Origin of the sequence: Bordetella parapertussis, from assembly GCF_020735925.1 — a bacterium.
Lineage (GTDB): Bacteria > Pseudomonadota > Gammaproteobacteria > Burkholderiales > Burkholderiaceae_B > Bordetella > Bordetella pertussis.
Genome location: NZ_CP085971.1, coordinates 2,206,279 through 2,225,397, shown reverse-complemented (window position 1 = coordinate 2,225,397; position 19,119 = coordinate 2,206,279). Strand labels below are relative to the sequence as shown.

5 protein-coding genes and 1 pseudogene are annotated in these 19,119 nt (G+C 70.9%); 2 read left to right on the top strand and 4 right to left on the bottom strand.

Going from position 1 to position 19,119, the window contains the following annotated elements:
* Window position 1: 1 nt before the first annotated feature.
* Entirely contained in the window at window positions 2-913 is a 912-nt protein-coding gene (locus tag LK409_RS10555) for an alpha/beta hydrolase (RefSeq protein ID WP_010928573.1), read from the top strand.
* Here LK409_RS10555 and glcF read toward each other — a convergent pair.
* From glcF to LK409_RS10535, 4 genes and pseudogenes are all read right to left on the bottom strand, one after another.
* Window positions 904-2,133 carry a glycolate oxidase subunit GlcF gene (gene glcF / locus LK409_RS10550; RefSeq protein ID WP_003813047.1) on the bottom strand — a complete coding sequence of 410 codons (1,230 nt, stop codon included), beginning with the start codon at window positions 2,131-2,133 and terminating at the stop codon, window positions 904-906. The genes LK409_RS10555 and glcF overlap by 10 nt on opposite strands.
* 32 nt (window positions 2,134-2,165) lie before the next feature.
* Window positions 2,166-3,273 (bottom strand): annotated as a pseudogene (gene glcE / locus LK409_RS10545) (glycolate oxidase subunit GlcE).
* Window positions 3,274-3,284: 11 nt separating this feature from the next.
* Complete coding sequence (locus LK409_RS10540) at window positions 3,285-4,784, bottom strand: FAD-linked oxidase C-terminal domain-containing protein (RefSeq protein WP_010928571.1); 1,500 nt, start codon at window positions 4,782-4,784, stop codon at window positions 3,285-3,287.
* Between the two features lie 134 nt (window positions 4,785-4,918).
* A complete protein-coding gene (locus LK409_RS10535) occupies window positions 4,919-6,328 on the bottom strand; it encodes an FAD-binding oxidoreductase (RefSeq protein ID WP_010928570.1) in 1,410 nt (469 codons plus the stop codon).
* Window positions 6,329-6,457: 129 nt separating this feature from the next.
* Between LK409_RS10535 and LK409_RS10530 the strand changes: the two genes are divergently transcribed.
* A complete protein-coding gene (locus tag LK409_RS10530) occupies window positions 6,458-19,114 on the top strand; it encodes a C80 family cysteine peptidase (RefSeq protein WP_010928569.1) in 12,657 nt (4,218 codons plus the stop codon).
* Window positions 19,115-19,119 lie beyond the last annotated feature (5 nt).

Sequence of the window (19,119 nt, the reverse complement as noted above, 5' to 3'; positions counted from 1 at the left end):
CATGGCGACGGCTCTCCTGCCGCGTCGCGCCGCCCCCTGGCTGCTGGCCGCCGCCCTGCTGCCGGCCGCATCGCGGGCCCAGCCGGCGGCCGTGCCGAGCGAACCGCCCGAGCGCGCGCGGGCGCGCCTGGGCGTGCTGGGGCTGGTCCAGCAGACCGTGCTGGCGCGCGGCGGGGGCTTGCGCAACGTGCGCCTCACCGTGGCCGTGCCGGCGGGCCAGCCGCCGGCCGCCGGCTGGCCGGTCATCTATATGCTCGACGGCGACGCCGCCCTGCAGGCGCTGGCACAGGCCAACCGCGCCGACCTGGCCCGGCAGGCCGTGCTGGTGGGCATAGGCTACGACAGCCCGGGCCGCATCGATGGCCAGGCACGCGCCTGGGACTACACCCCTGCCCTGCCCGGTACCGGCGTCCATGGCACGCCGGACCCGCGCAGCCCGCAACGGCGCAATGGCGGAGCCGAGGCCTGGCTGGAATTCATCGAAACGCGCGTCAAGCCCTGGGTGGCGGGCACGACGCGCGTCGATACCGGCCGCCAGACCCTCTACGGCCACTCGTACGGCGGCCTGTTCGTCCTGCACACGCTACTGGCCCGTCCGCAAACTTTCCAGCGCTATGTCGCGGCCAGTCCATCCTTGTGGTGGCATGCGCCTTACATGATGCGGCGCGCGTCCGACGCGGGGGATTTCAGCCACGGCGCGCCAACCCTGCACCTGATGGCCGGCGGCGCCGAAATGCTGCGCCGCCCCGGCGCGGCGCCCTTGGCCACGGCGGGCGCGACCACCCGGCTGGCCGCGATCCTGGCCGCCAAGCCAGGCCTGTCGGTCACGCTGCGCGAGTTTCCCGGGCTGTCGCATGGCGCCATGCTGCCCGCCTCGGCGCAGGCGGCCGCCGAGCTGGCCGCTCAGCCCTGAGTGGCCAGGCGCTGGTCGACCACTTCGATCCAATGCCTGACGGGCGTATCCGTGCCGCTTTGCAGGTGGCCGATGCAACCGATGTTGGACGACATGATGACGGTCGGCGCCGCGGCGGCGATCTCGCCCAGCTTGCGGTCGCGCAGGGTGAGCGCGATGTCCGGATTCAGGACGGAATAGGCGCCAGCCGAGCCGCAACACAGATGCGACTCGCCGAACGGCGCCAGCTCGAACCCCAGCTCGACCAGCAGACGCTCGGCCAGCGGCCGCAGGCCTTGCCAATGCTGCAGCGTGCAGGGCGGATGGAAGGCCGCGCGCGGACCCGGCGCCAGCCGCTCGCGCAGCGCCGCCGCGTGCGGCGCCACCACTTCGGCGACATCCTTGACCAGCGCCACGATCCTGGCGGCGCGCTCGGCGTAGTCCGGGTCTCGGCGCAAATGGTGCGCATACTCCTTCACCATGGCGCCGCAACCCGAGGCGTTCATGACGATGGCCTCGATCTCGCCGCGCTCGACCCAGGGCCACCAGGCGTCGACGTTGGCGCGCATCTGCGCCAAGGCCTCGCCTTGCGCATCCAGGTGGAAGTTGACGGCGCCGCAACAGCCCGCGCCCGGCGCCAGGCGCGCGCCGATGCCAATGGCGTCGAGCACGCGCAGGGTGGCGGCGTCGATGGTGGGCATCATGGACGGCTGCACGCAGCCGGTCAGCATCAGCACCTGGCGCTCATGGCGCGACGGATCGGGCAACAGGCCGGGCGGCCGCGCCGCCGGCACCTTGCGCCGCAACGCCTGCGGCAGCATGGCGCGCACCATCTGGCCCAGCCGCATGGCCGGGCCGAACCAGGCCGAATTCATGCCTCTGCGCAGCGCTTCGCGGCGCAGCCTGTCGCCCAGCCGGCGCGGTACGCGCTCGTGGACCAGTTGGCGGCCGATATCGACCAGCCGCCCATACTCCACCCCCGATGGACAGGTCGTTTCGCAATTGCGGCAGGTCAGGCAGCGGTCCAGGTGCTGCTGGGTGGCCTGGGTCGGCTCGCTGCCTTCGAGCAGCTGCTTGATCAGGTAGATGCGGCCGCGCGGACTGTCCAGCTCGTCGCCCAGCACCTGGTAGGTCGGACACGTAGCGGTACAGAAACCGCAATGCACGCAACGGCGCAGGATGGCATCGGCCTCCTCGCCGAAATCGGTATCGCGTGCCCAAGAAGCAAGATTTGTTTGCATGGCGCCAGGGTATCTTCCAGTATTTGCAGGCCCTAGAGTTCGGGCACCAGACGCCCGGGGTTGAACAGGCCGGCCGGATCCAGCTCCTGCTTGAGGCGGCGCGTGATGGCCGCCACGCCGTCCGAAAGGGGATGGAACACGCCGTCGGCCGGCGCCGCGCGGCCGGCGGCACGAAACAGCGTGGCATGCCCACCCGCCTGGGCGGCCGCCGCGCGCACCGCCTGCGCATCGTAGTGGCCGCTGAGCCAGCGCTGTCCGCCGCCCCATTCGATCAGGGTGGGGCCCAGCGCCAGCGCGGGCGCGGTGGGCGGCACCGCCAGCCGCCACAGGGGCATGCCGCGATCGAAGAAGACATGGCTCTGCTCGCGCAAGGACTCCCACCAGTCGTGGGCCTGCGCCGCATCCAGCAGTTCTCCGCCCAGGACTTCGCGGGCCGCCTGCACCGCCGGCGGCGCGCCGGCCAGCCGCAGCACCACCGCGCCCCCGCCGTCGGCCGCGCCATCGGCCGTCCAGCAACTGGCCGAGATCGGCAGCGGCCGCCCGCGCCATTGTCCGAACCAGCGCAGAGCCTCGTCCTGCGTGGCGGGCAACCGCAACGACTCCACCACGGCCGGCCGGGGCACGACTTTCAGCGAGACTTCCAGCAAGGCGCCGAAAATCCCTTGCGCGCCGGCCTGCAGCCGCGAGACGTCATAGCCGGCCACGTTCTTCATGACTTCCCCGCCAAACGCCAGGATATGGCCCTGCGAATCCAGCAGGCGCGCGCCCAGCACGAAATCGCGCACGGCGCCGGCGGCCATGCGGCGCGGCCCGGACAGGCCGGCGGCCACGCAACCGCCCAGCGTCGCGCCAGGCCCGAAATGCGGCGGCTCGAAAGCCAGCATCTGGCCGTGCTCGGCCAGCGCCGCCTCGAGCTCGGCCAGCGGCGTACCCGCGCGCGCCGTCACCACCAGTTCCGAAGGCTGGTAGCTGACGATGCCGCGATAAGGGGTCATGTCCAGCAGGCAGTGGCCATCCTGCGGCGTCACGGCACGATGATTGCCGTAAAACCCTTTGGTGCCGCCACCGACGATGAACAGAGGCTTGTGACCGGCGCGCCGTCATCACCTGATCGCACAACTCCGACAGGACGAAATCCATGACCGCACGCCCTAGAAGCGCGCCAGATCGGGAAATCTCATTTCGCCGGCATGCACGTGCATCTTGCCGTATTCGGCGCAGCGTGCCAGCGTGGGTATGACCTTTTCAGGGTTGAGCAGGCCGGGCGGGTCGAACGCCCGCTTGACCGCCAGGAAGGCATCGAGTTCGTCACGCGAGAATTGCACGCACATTTGATTTATTTTCTCCATACCCACACCGTGCTCTCCGGTCACGGTGCCTCCAACCTGCACGCACAGCTCGAGAATGGCGGCGCCGAACTTCTCGGCGCACTCGACCTCATCGGGCTTGTTCGAATCAAACAGTATCAGGGGATGCAGATTGCCATCGCCGGCATGGAACACGTTGGCGCAGCGCAGGCCGAAATCGTCTTCCATCTGCTCGATGGCGCCAAGCACGCGCGCCAGGTGGCGCCGGGGAATCGTGCCGTCCATGCAATAGTAGTCGGGCGACACGCGGCCGGCGGCGGGAAAGGCATTCTTGCGGCCGGCCCAGAAGCGCAGGCGCTCGGCTTCCGAGCCCGATACCTGCAGGCGCGTCGCGCCGGCCCGCTTGAATACCGCCTCCATCATGGCGACCTCGTGGGCCACCTCCTGCGGCGTGCCGTCGGCCTCGCACAGCAGGATGGCCTGCGCCTGGAGGTCGTAGCCCGCCTGCACGAAGGGCTCGACCATGTGGACCGCCTGGCGGTCCATCATCTCCAGCCCGGCCGGGATCAGGCCTGCGGCAATGATCTGCGTGACCGCGTTGCCCACCGCTTCGACGCTGGCGAAGCTGGCCATGACCACTTGCGCGCAGGCCGGCGAGGGAATCAGCTTGACCGTGATTTCGGTCACCACGCCCAGCATGCCTTCGGAGCCGACGAACACCGACAGCAGGTCCAGGCCGGGCGCATCGGGCGCTTCCGAGCCGAGCTCGACGATCTCCCCGTCGATGGTCACCACACGCACGCGCAGCACGTTGTGTACCGTCAGCCCGTACTTGAGGCAATGTACGCCGCCGGAGTTCTCGGCCACGTTGCCGCCGATCGAACAGGCGATCTGGCTGGATGGGTCCGGGGCGTAGTAAAGCCCGTAAGGCGCGGCGGCTTCGGAAATGGCCAGGTTGCGCACGCCCGGCTCGACCACGGCCGTGCCGCCGGCGGGGTCTATGCGCTTGATACGGTTGAGCTTGGACAGCCCCAGCAGCACGCCCTGCGCGTGCGGCATGGCCCCGCCCGACAGACCGGTCCCCGCGCCGCGCGCCACGATCGGCACGTTCATGCGTTTGCACAGCTGCATGATGGCGCGCACCTGCGCCTCGTCTTCCGGCAGGGCCACCACCGCCGGCAGCGCCCGGTACAGCGACAGGCCGTCGCACTCGTACGGGCGTGTGTCCTCTTCGCGATGCAGCACGCAATGCGCGGGCAGTATCGACAGCAAGGCCTCGATCAGCGGCTGGGGCGCAAAGCCTTCCCGCCTGGGCGAAAAACCGGCATCCACCAAGGTGTTCATGACCGGAACAATAGCGCGAGCCCCCCTCGGTGCACACTACCGGATTTACCCGCACAACCTCGCCCGGCGGGCATGAAAAAGCCCACGCGACCTTCGCGTGGGCTTGCCGGGCACCGCGCGCCGCGGCGCCGGCGCTACCAGGCGATGATCTTGCCCGGGTTGAGGATGTTGTTCGGATCGAAGGCATGCTTGAGGCTGCGCATGAGCGCCAGCGCCTCCTCGCCGTGCTCCTCGGCCATGAACTGCATCTTGTGCAGGCCGACCCCATGCTCGCCGGTGCAGGTGCCGTCGGCGGCAATCGCGCGACGGACCAAATTGTGATTAATGGTTTCAGACTTCTGCCACTCCTGCGGGCTGTCGGCGTCGAGCAGCATCAGGACGTGGAAGTTGCCATCACCCACATGGCCCACGATGGTGTACGGGAAACTGGCGCGCTCGAGTTCGTCGACGGTCTCGCGCACGCAATCGGCCAGGCGCGAAATCGGCACGCACACGTCGGTGGTGCTGGCGCGGCAGCCCGGCCGCAATTGCAGGCCGGCGAAATAGGCATTGTGCCGCGCGGTCCACAGCCGGCTGCGGTCTTCCGGGCGCTCGGCCCACTCGAAGTCCATGCCGCCGTGCTCGGCGGTGATCGCCTGCACGGTCTCGGCCTGCTCCTGGACGCCGGCCGGGCTGCCGTGGAATTCGAACAGCAGCAGCGGCGTCTCGCGCAGCGTCAGCTTGCTGTGCATGTTGACGGCGCGCACGGACGCCTCGTCCATGAACTCCACGCGGGCCACCGGCACCCCCATCTGGATGATCTCGATGACGCTTTGCACCGCCGCATCCAGGTTCGGGAAATTGCAGATGGCCGCCGACACGGCCTCGGGCTGCGGATACAGGCGGACCGTCACCTCGGTAATGATGCCCAGCGTGCCCTCGCTGCCCACGAAAATGCGCGTCAGGTCGTAACCGGCGGACGATTTGCGGGCGCGGCCCGCCGTGCGCAGCACGCGCCCGTCAGCGGTCACCACGGTCAACGCCATGACGTTCTCGCGCATGGTGCCATAGCGCACCGCGTTGGTGCCCGAGGCGCGCGTGGCGGCCATGCCGCCCAGGCTGGCATCGGCGCCGGGATCGATCGGAAAGAACAACCCCGTATCGCGGATCTCCTCGTTGAGCTGCTTGCGCGTGACGCCGGCCTGCACCGTGACCGTCAGGTCTTCCGCGTTGACGGCCAGCACCTGGTTCATCTGCGACAGGTCCAGGCTGATGCCGCCCTGGATGGCCAGCAGGTGCCCTTCCAGCGACGAGCCGGCGCCATAGGGAATCAAGGGGACGCGGTGCTCGTTGCACAAGCGGGCCACCTCGGCCACGTCCTCGGTGGAATGCGCGAACACGACCGCATCCGGCAGCATCGGAGGGTACGGCGATTCGTCGCGGCCGTGGTGCTCGCGCACCGCGTGCGCCATCGACAGGCGATCGCCGAAGCGCGCCTTCAAGGCGTCGAGACAGGCGGGCGGCACCGGACGGCGCAACGCTTCGGCAGGCTGGGGAGCGTTCATGGCATCTACACAATTGAGGAAGCAAGTGCCGCCATTTTACGCCCACCTTCCTACTGAGCCCACGACACTCGCTGCGGACATGCCCCGGCCGTCAGGGCAGGATCCTATGCACCGCCAGCATGGATTCCTATGTTCGCCAGCCGCCCCGGACCACTATCGTATGTGGAGCTTCTGTATTCGCCTTCCGGCTGTATGAACAAGCATTGCTTCAAACTGGTCCATTCCCCAGCCCTCGGCATGCTGGTCCCCGTCCACGAACACCGTACCGGCCGCCCGCTGCGCGGCGCGCGGCGGGCAATGGCCGTGACGCTGGCCGTGCTCGCGCCGGCCGGCGCGGCGGCGGCGGCGGGCGGCATCGCCCCGCAAGGCGCAACGCAGGTTGCCCCGGCCCGCAATGGCGTACCGGTGATCCGGATCGCCGCTCCGGATGCGACGGGCATTTCGCATAATCGCTACACCGAATTCAACGTACGGCAGCCGGGCGTGGTCTTGAACAACAGCACGGCCGAAGGCGTCTCCGCCCTCGCCGGCCGGATCAGCGGCAATCCCGGCCTGCGCGGGCCCGCGCGCGCCATCCTCAACGAGGTGACCGGCGTCTCGCCCACCACGCTCGAGGGCGCCCTGGAGGTATTCGGCCCGGCCGCCGACGTGCTCGTCGCCAACCCCAATGGCCTGACCGCCAATGGTCTGAGCACCATCAATATCCGGGGCCTGACCCTGTCGACCGGACGCCCGGGCGCCGGCGGCGTGCTGGACGTCGCGCGCGGCAGGCTGGAAATCGGCCCGCACGGCGTCAATACCACCGGCCTGTCCTATTTCGACCTGGTCGCCCGCACCGTGGCGCTGCACGGGCCGGTCGGCGCCGGCGACGGCCAGCCGCCCGCCGACATCAATGTCGTGGCCGGCGCCAACCGCTACGACTACGGACGCCGGACCCGTCTGCAGCCGACCGGGCGGCCCGCCGCGGCGCCGGACGCCAGCGCCGGCCACGCCATCGACGGATCGGCCGCGGGCGCCATGTACGGACGACACATCACGCTGGTTTCCAGCGACGCCGGCCTGGGCGTGCGCCACCGCGGCCTGGTTTCGGCGGCCGGCCATATCGCCATCGACGCGGCGGGCGGCGTTTCGGTGCAGGCGCTGGCGGCGCACGCCGCCTCGGACGGCACGGCCGGTTCCGCCACGATTCGTGCCGGCGGCGACGCGCTGATCGGCAGCGTAATCGCGTTCGGCGGCGATATCGAGGTGCGCGCCGCCGCGGGCCGGATCGCGACGCACGGCGCGCTGAACGCGCCGCGTGGCCGCGTGCGGCTGCAGGCCGGCGACGCGCTGGCCGTGCACGGCCCGGTGCAGGCCGCCCGCGTTGCGCTGGCGACACGGGGCGATGCATCGATCGCCGCCGACCTGCACGCCACGCGCGATGGCGTCAGCCTGGCGGCGCGCAACGCCACGCTGGCGCATGCCCGCGTCATCGCCACGCCGCCCGCGGCGCAGGCGCGACCCTCCACGCCCGCCATCGATATCGCCCTGAGCGGCACCCTGACCCTGCGCGGTACGCTCCACGGCGCCGACGGCGACGGCCGGCGCATCGAGGGCACGAGCGTCGCGCTGGCCGATGGCATGCCCGTCATCGTCGACACGCGGCAGCCGCAGCGCGCCGTCCCGAACGCCTTGCTGGCCTCGGACGCCGGGCTGTACGCGGCCGGCCAACCCATATCGATCCGGGCCGCCGGGCTGCGCAACGAGGGCGGCGCCATAGACAGCACCGGCACGGGGCAAGGCCATATCGGCCTGCGTATCGGTGGCCCAGCGGTCAACCTGGGCTACATCGCCACGCACGGCACACTGGAGGCGACGGTCGACGGCACGCTGGAAAACCGGATGCTGCTGAGCGCAGCCGCGCTGCGCGTGGCCACGCATGATCTGTCCAACCACGCAGCGATGACGGCCAGCGGTCCGGACACCGGAACGCCCGCGCTCGACCTCTCGGTCCAACACCGGGTGGACAACGCCGGCTCGCTGCTGGCCGCGCGTGGCGCGCTGCGCCTGCGCGGCGGCGCCGAGCTGTCGATCGTCAACCAGCCGGCCGGCTTCATGCTCGCCCACGGCCAGGACATCGCCGCCGCCCGCCTCGCCAATGCCGGCACGCTGTCGAGCACCGCGGCCGGCACGCTGACGCTGGCGGGCGACCTGGAAAACAGCGGCATGCTGCAAAGTGCCCATGCCCTGCGCGTGCAGGCGCGGCGCATCGCCTCGCGCGGCCGTCTCGCCACCGCGACCGACGGCGCCGGCCTGACGCTGGCCGCCGACAAAAACCTGACCCTGGCGGGCCGCACCTCCAGCGCCGGCGCGCTGCTGGCCCGGGCCGGCGCCGCGCTTGTCAATGAAGGCATCGTCACCGCCCGGCAGGACTTGAGCTGGCGCGCCCGCGACATCGTCAACGACGCGGCCGGCGACGTCGTGGCGCGATCGGTCGACATGCGCGCCGGCCAAGGATTCGACCACCGCGGCGCGATCGGCAGCGTGACGGACCTGGTTCTGAAGGCGGCGCGCATCGACAGCGCCGGCGTGCTGCGGGCCAATCAGGACATCGACATGCATGCCGACGACGCCATGCGGCTGACGGCCGGCGCCCGCACGCTGGCCGGCCGCGACCTTGCCCTGGCCGCCGACCAGCTGGAGCAATCCGGCATGGCGCAGGCGGGACGCACCCTTACGGCCACCGCCGGCGCGCTCGAGAACGACGGTTTGCTCGACGCGGCCGACGCGAAGCTGCGAACCACGCGCGCCTTCGTCAACCGCGGCCAGATCCAGGCGGATATGCTGCAGGCGCAAGGGCCACAAATCCGCAATGCCGGCGTGTTGCGCACCGGCGCGCTGCTGGCGCTGCAGGCCGCCGGCCGGCTCGAGAATACCGGCGGCATGGCGGCCAGCGGTTCGCTGTCCATCGCGGCGGCCGGGCCCTTCGCCAATTCCGGAACGATGGGCGCGAACGGCGACGCCTCGTTCGCGCTGAGCAGCTTTGCGAACACCGGCAGCATCAGCGTCGGCGGCGACCTGGCGCTTCGCCTGCCGGACGTCGAGCTGACGCTCGATGCCGATCACCGCCTGCCCGTGTCGCAGGGAACGACGCTGCTGCAGGTCGCCAGCCTGGACAACCGCGCGCGCAGCGAGACACCGGGCCGGCTGTCCGTCCAGGCGCGCGGCGCGATCCGCAACCAGGATACGCTGGCCGCCGGCCAGGGCCTGTGGCTGGAATCCGCCGCGAACGACATCGAGAACGGCGCCGGCGCGCTGCTGTGGTCCGGCGCGGACCTGCGGCTGCGGGGCACCCGGATCATCAACCGCGAGGCGGCCATCATCGAAAGCGCCGCCGGCATGGTGCTTGACGCCCGCGCCGAGATCGACAACGGCCTGGGCATCATCCGCGCCGGCGGCGACCTGTGGGCCGATGCCCCGCTGCTGCGCAACTCGGGATGCCTTGGCGGCCGTATCGTCCCGGCAGGCGACGCGGCAATAGGCGGGGGCACTTACGACCACTACCATTCGGCGGCCGTCGTCTGGCACGAACTGTTCACCGCCGGCGCGGCGGGCATACGCGTGCCACGCTACGACGGCAAGGACGTGCGGGTCGCTCAATCCGTGGTGCAGGCCGGCGGCAATCTCCACCTCAACCAGGGCGAGCAGAAAGGCAGACAGGCCCGGGTCTCCAACCAGGGGCGCATCGAGGCAGCCGGCATGGCGCTGGTCGACGGCAACGTCGACAACGCATCGCTGCACCTGAGCCTGTCCGTGGACGAGTACCTGCGCCGGCCGCTGGCCGCCCCCATCGTGCTGCGGGCTACCGACAGCCGTGCGCAGCACGTCATCCCGGCGTTCTGGAAATTCCATACGCTGTACGAATTCCTGGACTTCCTGCTGTCGAACAACGAGCCCAGATACATCTGGGGCTACTACCGCACCTGGCCGGAATGGGCATTCCAGACGTTGCGCAATCTCGACCTGGGCTATGCCGGCGCGCCCGACCCGACGGCGCCGCCGGTGCCCCGCCCGCCCGTACTCGACCCGCAGGCCAAGGCGAGCACCACCCCGGCCGCCCAGGCGCTCGTCGCGCAATACCACAAGGACCTGGCCGAATACGCCACGGCGCTCGAGGCCGCGCAGCGAGCCGAGGCGATACGAACCGCGCGGCAGCGCGTGAACGGGGCGCTGCGAGCCCGCTACGGCGAGAAGCTGGCGCAGCTGGAGACCCGCACCCCCGAGGTGGATGCGGCGGTCGCCGCACTGGCGCAGACGATTTTCGACGCACGCGCCAAGCCCGCCGCCGAGGTCGAGAAACTGATCGCCGCCGCCCTTTGCTCCCCCCGGGCGCAGGCCTGCGCCGCCGGCACCGCGCGTATCGCGCAACTGCTCGACCAGGCCTCCCTGCCGCCCAGGCGGCCTGCCGTGGCGCTGTTCGCCCAGGCCATGGCGGCGGTGCTCGGGCCGGACTGGCGCGGCCCGGTCGGGCACGCCACCCTGATGGCGCGCTACGCCGACTTCAAGCGCCGCGTCGCCACCCAGGGACGCGCAGCCGGCGGCGAACTGGCCTTCTATCCGGCGCAACAGACCGTGCTGGCCGGCGGGGCCGGCCTGGTACTGTCGGGCGGGCGCGTCACCAATGGCGAGAACGTCGCCGGCCTGCTGGCCCGGAACATGACGGTGCACATCGGCGAACAACGGATCGAGACGCCGCGCGGCTCCATCGACGCGATCCGCCATCCCGACGCCGGGCCTGCGGTGACAGTCAAGGACAGCATCCACGCCCTGCTGGAAAACCGGCGCCTGTTCGCGCGCACCGCGCCGGCGCGCGCCGCCGCCGGGCCAGGCGGGCCCGACGTGCCGGCCACGCCGCCCGGCCTGCCCCAACCCCTGTACGAAACGCGCCTGAGCTATCTCGACCAAAGCCACTATTACGGCTCCCAGTATTTCTTCGACCTGATCCGCTACCGGCCGGACCGGCCACTGCGGACCATCGGCGACAATTATTTCGAGACCCGGCTGATCCGCGAACAGATCGCGCGCGCCATGGGCGGCCACGAATACCGCAACGCCGTGCGCGGCCTGGCGCTGGTGCAGTCGCTGATGGATGCGGCGCCGCTGGCGGCCGCCGAGCTGGGGCTGCGCGTGGGCCAGGCGCCGACCGCCGAACAGTTGGCGCGCGCCACCCGCGACTTCGTGTGGTACGTACGGGAAACGGTCGACGGCCAGGAGGTGCTTGTGCCGCGGGTATACCTGACTCGCGCGACGCGGACGGCCGCGAGCGCCACGCGCGAGGCCGGCGGCGCGCTCATGGCGTCGGCGGGCACGGTGCTCGCCGACACCGGCGGCGCGACGATCGAATCCGGCAATGCGGCATTCCTCGGCAAGGACGTCATCCTGGATGCTGCGGGCGGCGCTGTCCGCCTGATCAACGACAAAGGTATCGCCGGCGGCGCGCGCGCGCTGGGCACGCTGGCCATACGTGGCGGCGACATCGCGATACAGGGCGGCCTGCTGGACGCCGCGCAGGCCTACCTCACGGGCGAGCGGGTCAGCCTGGCCGCCAGCGCGCGCTACGATGCGCACGGCCGGCTGGTATCGCGCCACGACGCGCGCCTGAACGGCCGCGCCGATGCCGCGGGCCTGTTGTACATTGCCGCCAAACGGCTGGACAGCGCCGGCGCGACGCTGTCGGGCGACCATGTCCGCCTGGAGGCGGACAAGGTCCGGCTGGGCGGCCTGTATGACGTCGACAGCAGCTACTCGCAAACCAGCAGGTACGGCCTGGGCAAGGCTTGGTGGCTTCTGTCCTCGCAGACGGAAACCGCCACGGCCAGCCACGCGCGCTTCCAGGGCACGACGCTGGAGGGCGCGATATTGAGCGGGCGCGCCACGGACATGGATATCGAGGGCGGCAGCGCCCGCTTCCAGCAGACCGACCTGCAGGTCGCGCACGATTTCAAGGCTCGCGCCGCCGCCGATTACGCGTACGCCGAGCGCGCAAAGCGGGTCGATCAACTGTTCCTCAGATTGTCCGCCGGCGCCGGCGGCTACGAGGCCGACATCGACCTGAGCGCGCAAGGCGGCCTGCAAGCGCACGCCGGGCGGGGCCAGACCGCCGGCGCCCATACCTCGGCCGGGTTCGAATCGACGCGCGAATACGAAAGGTCGCGCATGACCCACTATCGCAATGCCGATCTCAATTTCGGCGCGGGCTTGCTGGCGGTGGGCAACACGGCCGATCTGGGCGGCGCCGACATCAACCGCGACCGCTACGGCCAGGGCGCGAGCACGGCGTCGGATGCCATCCCCGGCGATTTGCTGCGCATCCGCGCCGCGCGCGTGGCCGCCACCAAGTATCTCGACGTCACCGACAGTCTCACGGCCAGCAGTTACCTGCGCGCCAGCATCGATGGCGCGCTGACCTCGAGCGTGGCGACCGCCGCCACCCGCCTGGGCGATACGCTGGCCGAGGCCCGGCAGGAAAACAGCCAGGTGCACGCCGGCCAGATGGCCCTGCAAATGGCGGGCGAAGCGACACAGCTCGCGACCGCCGACACCGCGGCGCTCAGCATCAGCGCAACCTTCGCGGCGGGTTACGCCGACTCGCACAGGAATACGCAGACCGAGAACACGAACTACTTCGGCGGCAACCTCGACATCCGGGCCACCGAACAGGACATCGACCTGGCCGGAACGAAGTTCAGCGGCGCCGACTGGCTGGCGCTGTCGGCCCGGCGCGACATCAACGCCCGCGCTGCCGCCAGCCGCTACCAGGAATCGAGCGAACAGCACGACCTCCAACTGCACCAGACCATCAACGCCGGCGCGAACGCCATGCAGGCCGCGGCAGGCGTCGGCGTAACCGCGGGCCTGAGCGGCTCGCACATGGTCCGCCACGGTGCCGGACAGACTTACGAAGGCTCGGCGCTGCGCGCCATGCAGCTGCACCTACAGGCGCGCGACCTCAATCTCGACGCGTCGATGGCCCAGGCGACCCGCATGGACCTGCATGTGGCGCGCGACCTGAATGCCATCTCGCGGCAGGACGAGCAGCGATTCGCGCAGACCGGCGGCAACTGGGAGGTCTCGCTGGGCGCGGCGATCCAGAACCGGACGCTCGTGGCGCCGGTCGGTACGATCGGGGCGGGCGTGCGGCACGAGCACGACTACCAGGCCTTGACGCAAAACGGCCAGGCGGGCCTGCTGGCCTCCCAGGGCCTGCGCGCGACGGTGGGGCGAGACGCCCGGCTGCGCGGCGCTATCATCGCCGATGCGTCCAACCAGGGCGGCATGGACATCGCCGGCCGGATTCACGCCGAGGCCCTGCATGACTATCGCGACAAGGATGGATTCGAGACCGGCGCGAGCGTCGGCATATCGTCGACCACGCTCAACCCCACCCTCTCATTGACGCTGGGCCGCCCGGCCGTCGAACAATACCGGGCCCTGCGGCAGGCCACCATCGCCATGGGCGCCGCGCCGGGCGCGCCACGCTATACCGCGCGGGGCGGCGTGTCGGGCCGGTTGAATACCGACTCCGGCCAGGCCGTCGTCGTGCAGCGCGCCGAGCGCTGGGCATCTGCGCGCACCGAGTTCTCGTTCGACCAGCCATCGCGCCGCGACAAGGCCGACAGCGGCTCCCCTGGCGCGCGACCTGCCCACCCGGGCGCTGCAAAAGCGCCCGCGCTGCCGCTCGCGCGCCCATTGACAAGCGTCCTGGCAGGCCCATCGTCGACAAGCCCGACGGCCAACCCGGCGGCGGCGCCCGGCATCGCCGCGCAACCGGCCCCCGCTTCGCCAGGCCGCGACGCCCCCAAGCCGGACCCCTACGCCAACCGGGTCATCGTCCAGCTGGCGCAGGACGACGTCGCCACCCAGGCCGCGCAGGCGCTGTTTCACAAGCATGCGGAGCAATCCGACTGGTACCGGCAGGCGGACGACGGCAGCCTGCACCCCGTGCATCCGTTGCGCGCGGCCGCGGCCGGCCCTACCAAGATCCAGCTCGTCGGCCACGGCTCGGCGGACCGGCAAGCCTTGAGCGGGCACGACGGCCATGCCGTCGCCGGCATCGTCCAGCAACTGCGGGAGCGCCTGCCGCCCGCTGCGGCGCTGGCAAAGGTGGCGCTGGTGGGCTGCGACACGGACTGCGCCAGCGGCGCCAGCCTGCGCGGCGATGTCGCGCAACGCCTGGCGGCCGACGGGGCGCAACCGGCGCCTGCCGTAAGCGGCTACATCGGCCGCCTCGAGGTTGACGCCGCGGGCCGCAAGCACGCCGTGGCGCAGGGCGGCCTGGGCGACGTGGATCCCGAGGCGCGCGCGCAAGGCACGCAGCCCGTGCCACGGGTGTTTTCCCACGGCCCCGTCAACATCGCGCAAAGCGGGCAGGCCCGGCAATTGGTCATCGATGGCCACGGCAGCTGGGTGCGGCCCGACCGCGCCGTCGCGCCCAGCTACAGCGGCACGGTGCGCCTGCCCGCCGGCACACGCATGCATTTCTACTCGGACGACGGACAGATGGTCAGCGCGATTCCATTGCGCAATATCCCCGACAATCCGGAGCGGGCCTGGCGCGCGCAGCCGTTCAGCGAGCGGATTTCCGCCGAGCGCATACGGCGCGTGGCCAACGCGGCCAAGGTGCCGTTCGACGTCGCGCGCCAGGGGTTCGAAACCTCGACCCAGGTACGGGAAATCGCCGCGCCGGGCACCGCGGTCAAGAACTACCTGCTCACGCCGATCGATCCGCAGCGCGATGCCGCCCTGGCGTTCCACCAGTCGCGCAGCCAGGCCGACGTGGATCTCGCGTCAGCGGCGCCCGGCAAGGGCGCATTGTTGTCGGACCTGCTGCTTGCCGTCGCGGCCTCCGGATATTCGTACCCCCTGATCCATTACACCTGCTGCCGGGAAGAGTTCCAGCGGCCCGGATCGGATACCCCGAGTCCGCAACTGCCGCCGCACGAATTGCTGATCCGATCCTGGCTGGCCAGCTCGGCGCCCGTGCACGCCCTGCCCCTGCCGCCCTCGTCGCGCGGGACACTGCCCGGCGCCGACCCCTACGCGCTGCGCAGCATCGTGCAGCTCGGCACGGACGCGGCGACGGCACGAGCGGCCGCGGCGCTGCATGGAAAGCACCCCGCCAACAGCAACTGGTATCTCCAGACCAGGGATGGCGGGCTCGAGCCCGTACGCCAGGCTGCCGGCCCGGCCGCCGGCCCGCACAAGGTCCAGTTCGTCGGCCACGGCGACGTCTACCATGGCGTGCCGCTATTGGGCGGCAACGCCGCGGCAACGCTGGCGGACCTGCTGAACCAGGTGGAACAGCACAGCCCGGCCGGCGCCCGGTTGGACAAAATCGCGCTGGTGGGCTGCGACACCGACTGCACAGGCCGCCCCAGCCTGCGCGAACCCTTCCGGCAGTCGCTAGCCGCCCGCCCCGACGCGCCCGCCCTGACCGTCACGGGCTACATCGGACGCATCGATGTCGACAGCGCGGGGCGCAAGCGCCGCGTCGCCACGGGCGGCCTTGGCGATCGGCCGCCCGCCGACGAGCCTGCCTCGCCGCGTCCGCCCGCGCAGCCCGCGGCGCCCGGCCCTGGCGCGGCCACGCCCTCCTCCGCCCCGTCCGCGCCCGTGGCGGCGCGGCTGTTCACGCATGGCCCCATCACACTGTCGCAAAGCGAAAACGCCCGCCAACTGCTCATCCAGGGCCACTCCGGCTGGACCCGTCCGCCGGCCGGAACGTCCGGCGCCGGCGAGATCCCGGCGGGCTGGCTGCGGCTGCCGTCCGGCACCCGCATGCACTTCTACAGCGTGGACAACCAGCAGACATCGGGCGTGCCGGTACAGGCGATTCCACGCAATCCCGAACTGGCCTGGCTAGGCCGGCCGTTCGTCAGGGAATTCCCCGCCTCGGTCATCCGCCAATTCGCCCATGCGCGGCAGGCGCCGTTCGACGTGGCCCGCGCGGCGCTGGTCGAAAGCACGCGCGTGCAGGAAGTGGCCGCCGCCGGCGCGCTGGTCAAGAACTACAGGCTCGCCCCCGCGATCGACCCGCTGGTCACCGGCGTCGAGCAATTCCACGCGCAACGGCGCCAGGGCGATGTGGACATGGCCGTCGCGCGCGAGCGCGCCAGTTTGTCCGACGTACTGGCCGCCGTCGAGGCGTCCGGCCATCATTATCCGCTGCTGCATTTCACCTGCTGCCGCGGCGAGACCGCCCCGCCCGGCGCGCCGCCCGATGCCGTCGCGCCTCCCTTGGCGCCGGTTTCGGCGCGCTATCTGCAGCAATGGCGCGAGCGCTCCGGCGTGGCGCAGCCGCGTCCGCCCACGCCCCTCGGCGCGGAGCCGCCCGTGCATGGGCCGGACCGCTATGGCCACCGGACCATCGTCCAGCTGGGCAGCGACGCACTGACCGAAACGGCCGCGCGCCGCCTGTTCCGCAAGCATGCCGGCAATGCCAGCTGGTACAGCCAGGACGCGAGCGGCCAGCTGACACAAGTGCGGGCCCCCGCCGCGCCCGCCATCGGCCCGCAGAAAATCCAGTTCGTCGGCCACGGCAGCATACTGGAAGGCATGCCGCTGCTGGGCGGCAACAATGCCGCGCAACTGGCGCGGATGCTGCCGGCCATCCGGCAGGGGCTACCCGCCACGGCCCGGGTGGAGAAAATCACCCTGGTCGGCTGCAACACCGGCTGCGCGTCGCGCGCCAGCCTGCGCAACCTGCTGAACCATTACCTGATCACCACGGCCGGGCTGAGCGCGGAGGTCAAGGGCTACGCCGGCCGGGTCGACGTGGACGCTGCCGGCCACAAGCAGATCGTGGAACAGGGCGGCCTGGGCAATACGCCGCCGCCCGAAGCCGCGCCCGCGCCGCGTGTATTCCGGCACGGCAACGTCACCCTGTCGCAAAGCGGCGAAGCGCGGCAATTGACGATCGTCGGACACGGGTTCTGGCCCCGCCCCGGGCCCGCGGATCAGCCTGACGGCGCGTCCCCGCCCGGCTGGGTACGCCTGCCCGCGAACACGTCCATGTATTTCTACTCGAGGGAAAACCAGCTGGTCGGCGGCCTGCCCAGCCAGGCCGCGCTGCGCGCGCCCATGCTGGCCGCACAGGGCCAGGGCGCCGCGGAGCTGTTCTCGCGTGCCGTGATCCGCGGGTTCGCGCACCGGCATCAGCTGCCCTTCGACGTCGCCCGCCACACCCTCGTGGGCGCGACCCGCCCTCAGGATATCGGCGAACCCGGCGCGCTGATCAAGGACTACGTGGTCAGCCCCGCGCCCGAGACCGGACTCGGCGTCATCGAGGATTTCCATGCCGCCCGCCAGCAGCCGGACATGGATCTCGCACAGGCTGCGCCAGGCTCCGAAATCAGGCTGTCTGAAATATTGCAGGCCGTGGCCCAGTCCGGCGTCCGATACGACCTCATCCACTATGCATGCTGCCGCGCGGAAATCCCGGCTACCGATACGCCGACGCAGCAGGTCGCCACGCCGGTGCCGGCGCCGGACAAGCTGGTCATGCAGCAGTGGCATTCCGGCGCCGGCGCGGCACGCCCGCCTTCGCCGCAAGCGCAGGCGCAGGCGCCATACGGGCCCGACCGCTACGCCCATCGCGTCATCGTGCAACTGGGCTCCGACACGGTCACCGAATCCGCCGCGCGCAGGCTGTTTCGCAAACACGCGGCGACCTCGCTCTGGTACGGCCAGACCCTGGAAGGCACCCTGATGTTGAAACAGGGAGACGACACGCCGGCGGCCGGCCCGCTGAAGATCCAGTTCGTGGGCCACGGCGGCCCGCGCTACAGCATGCCGTTACTGGGCGGCAATACGCCCGCCGAACTGGCGCAGATGGCCAGCACGATCCAGCATGCCGGACCGCCCTCGCAGCTGGAAAAAGTAACGCTGGTCGGCTGCCAGACCGATTGCGTCGCGCGTCCCAGCCTGCGCAAGCTGTTCTCCACTGCCCTGGCCACGGAACACGGCCTGACGCCGGCGGTCACGGGCTACGCCGGCAGGGTCGACGTGGATGCGGCCGGCCGCAAGCGCATCGTGGAGCAAGGCGGATTGAACGAGCCGCGGGCGCAGGCGGGTGCATCGACGGCGGCGCCGAACCGGATCGTGCAGTCGGTGGCGCACGGCGTCGCGTTGTCGCAAAGCGGCCAGGCGCGCCAATTGGTGGTATTGGCGCATGGCGGCTGGAAGGACAAGACGACGTCGCGGTATCTCAGGCGCGTCCGGGGCGACGGCTATACCGAGCTGCCGGCGAACACGCGCATCGACTACTACACCGAAGACGGCATGCCGACCAAGGGATTCGCGGTATGCCAGGAAGTCACCGCGCGCGCGAACGACGCCTACACAGGACTGCAACCGGCCCTGGCCATATCGCCGACGGATCTCGAAGCACTGGCGCGCATGCGCAATACAAGCCCGCAGGCCTTGACCGATGCCATGCTCGCCAGCGCCGTCGGCAGGCGCGAATCCCTCATCGGGGCAGCCACGATGAAGGATTACGCCTTGTACTACCACGAGCAGTTCGCCCTGGACTTCCTGCGCCGGCACAACGCCGACGGCAGCAGCGCGGATGTGGACCTGGCCATCATCACCGAGCCGACGCACAAGCGCCATCTGTCGGATGTGCTGAAAGCGGCGAAAGAAAGCGGCGCGCACTACGACGTCGTGCATTTCGGCGCGTGCCGGGTGGGCCGCTGCCGCAACGCCGCGGCCGAGATGGGCGCGAGCGCTACCTCGCACCCGTCGCCATGACGAGA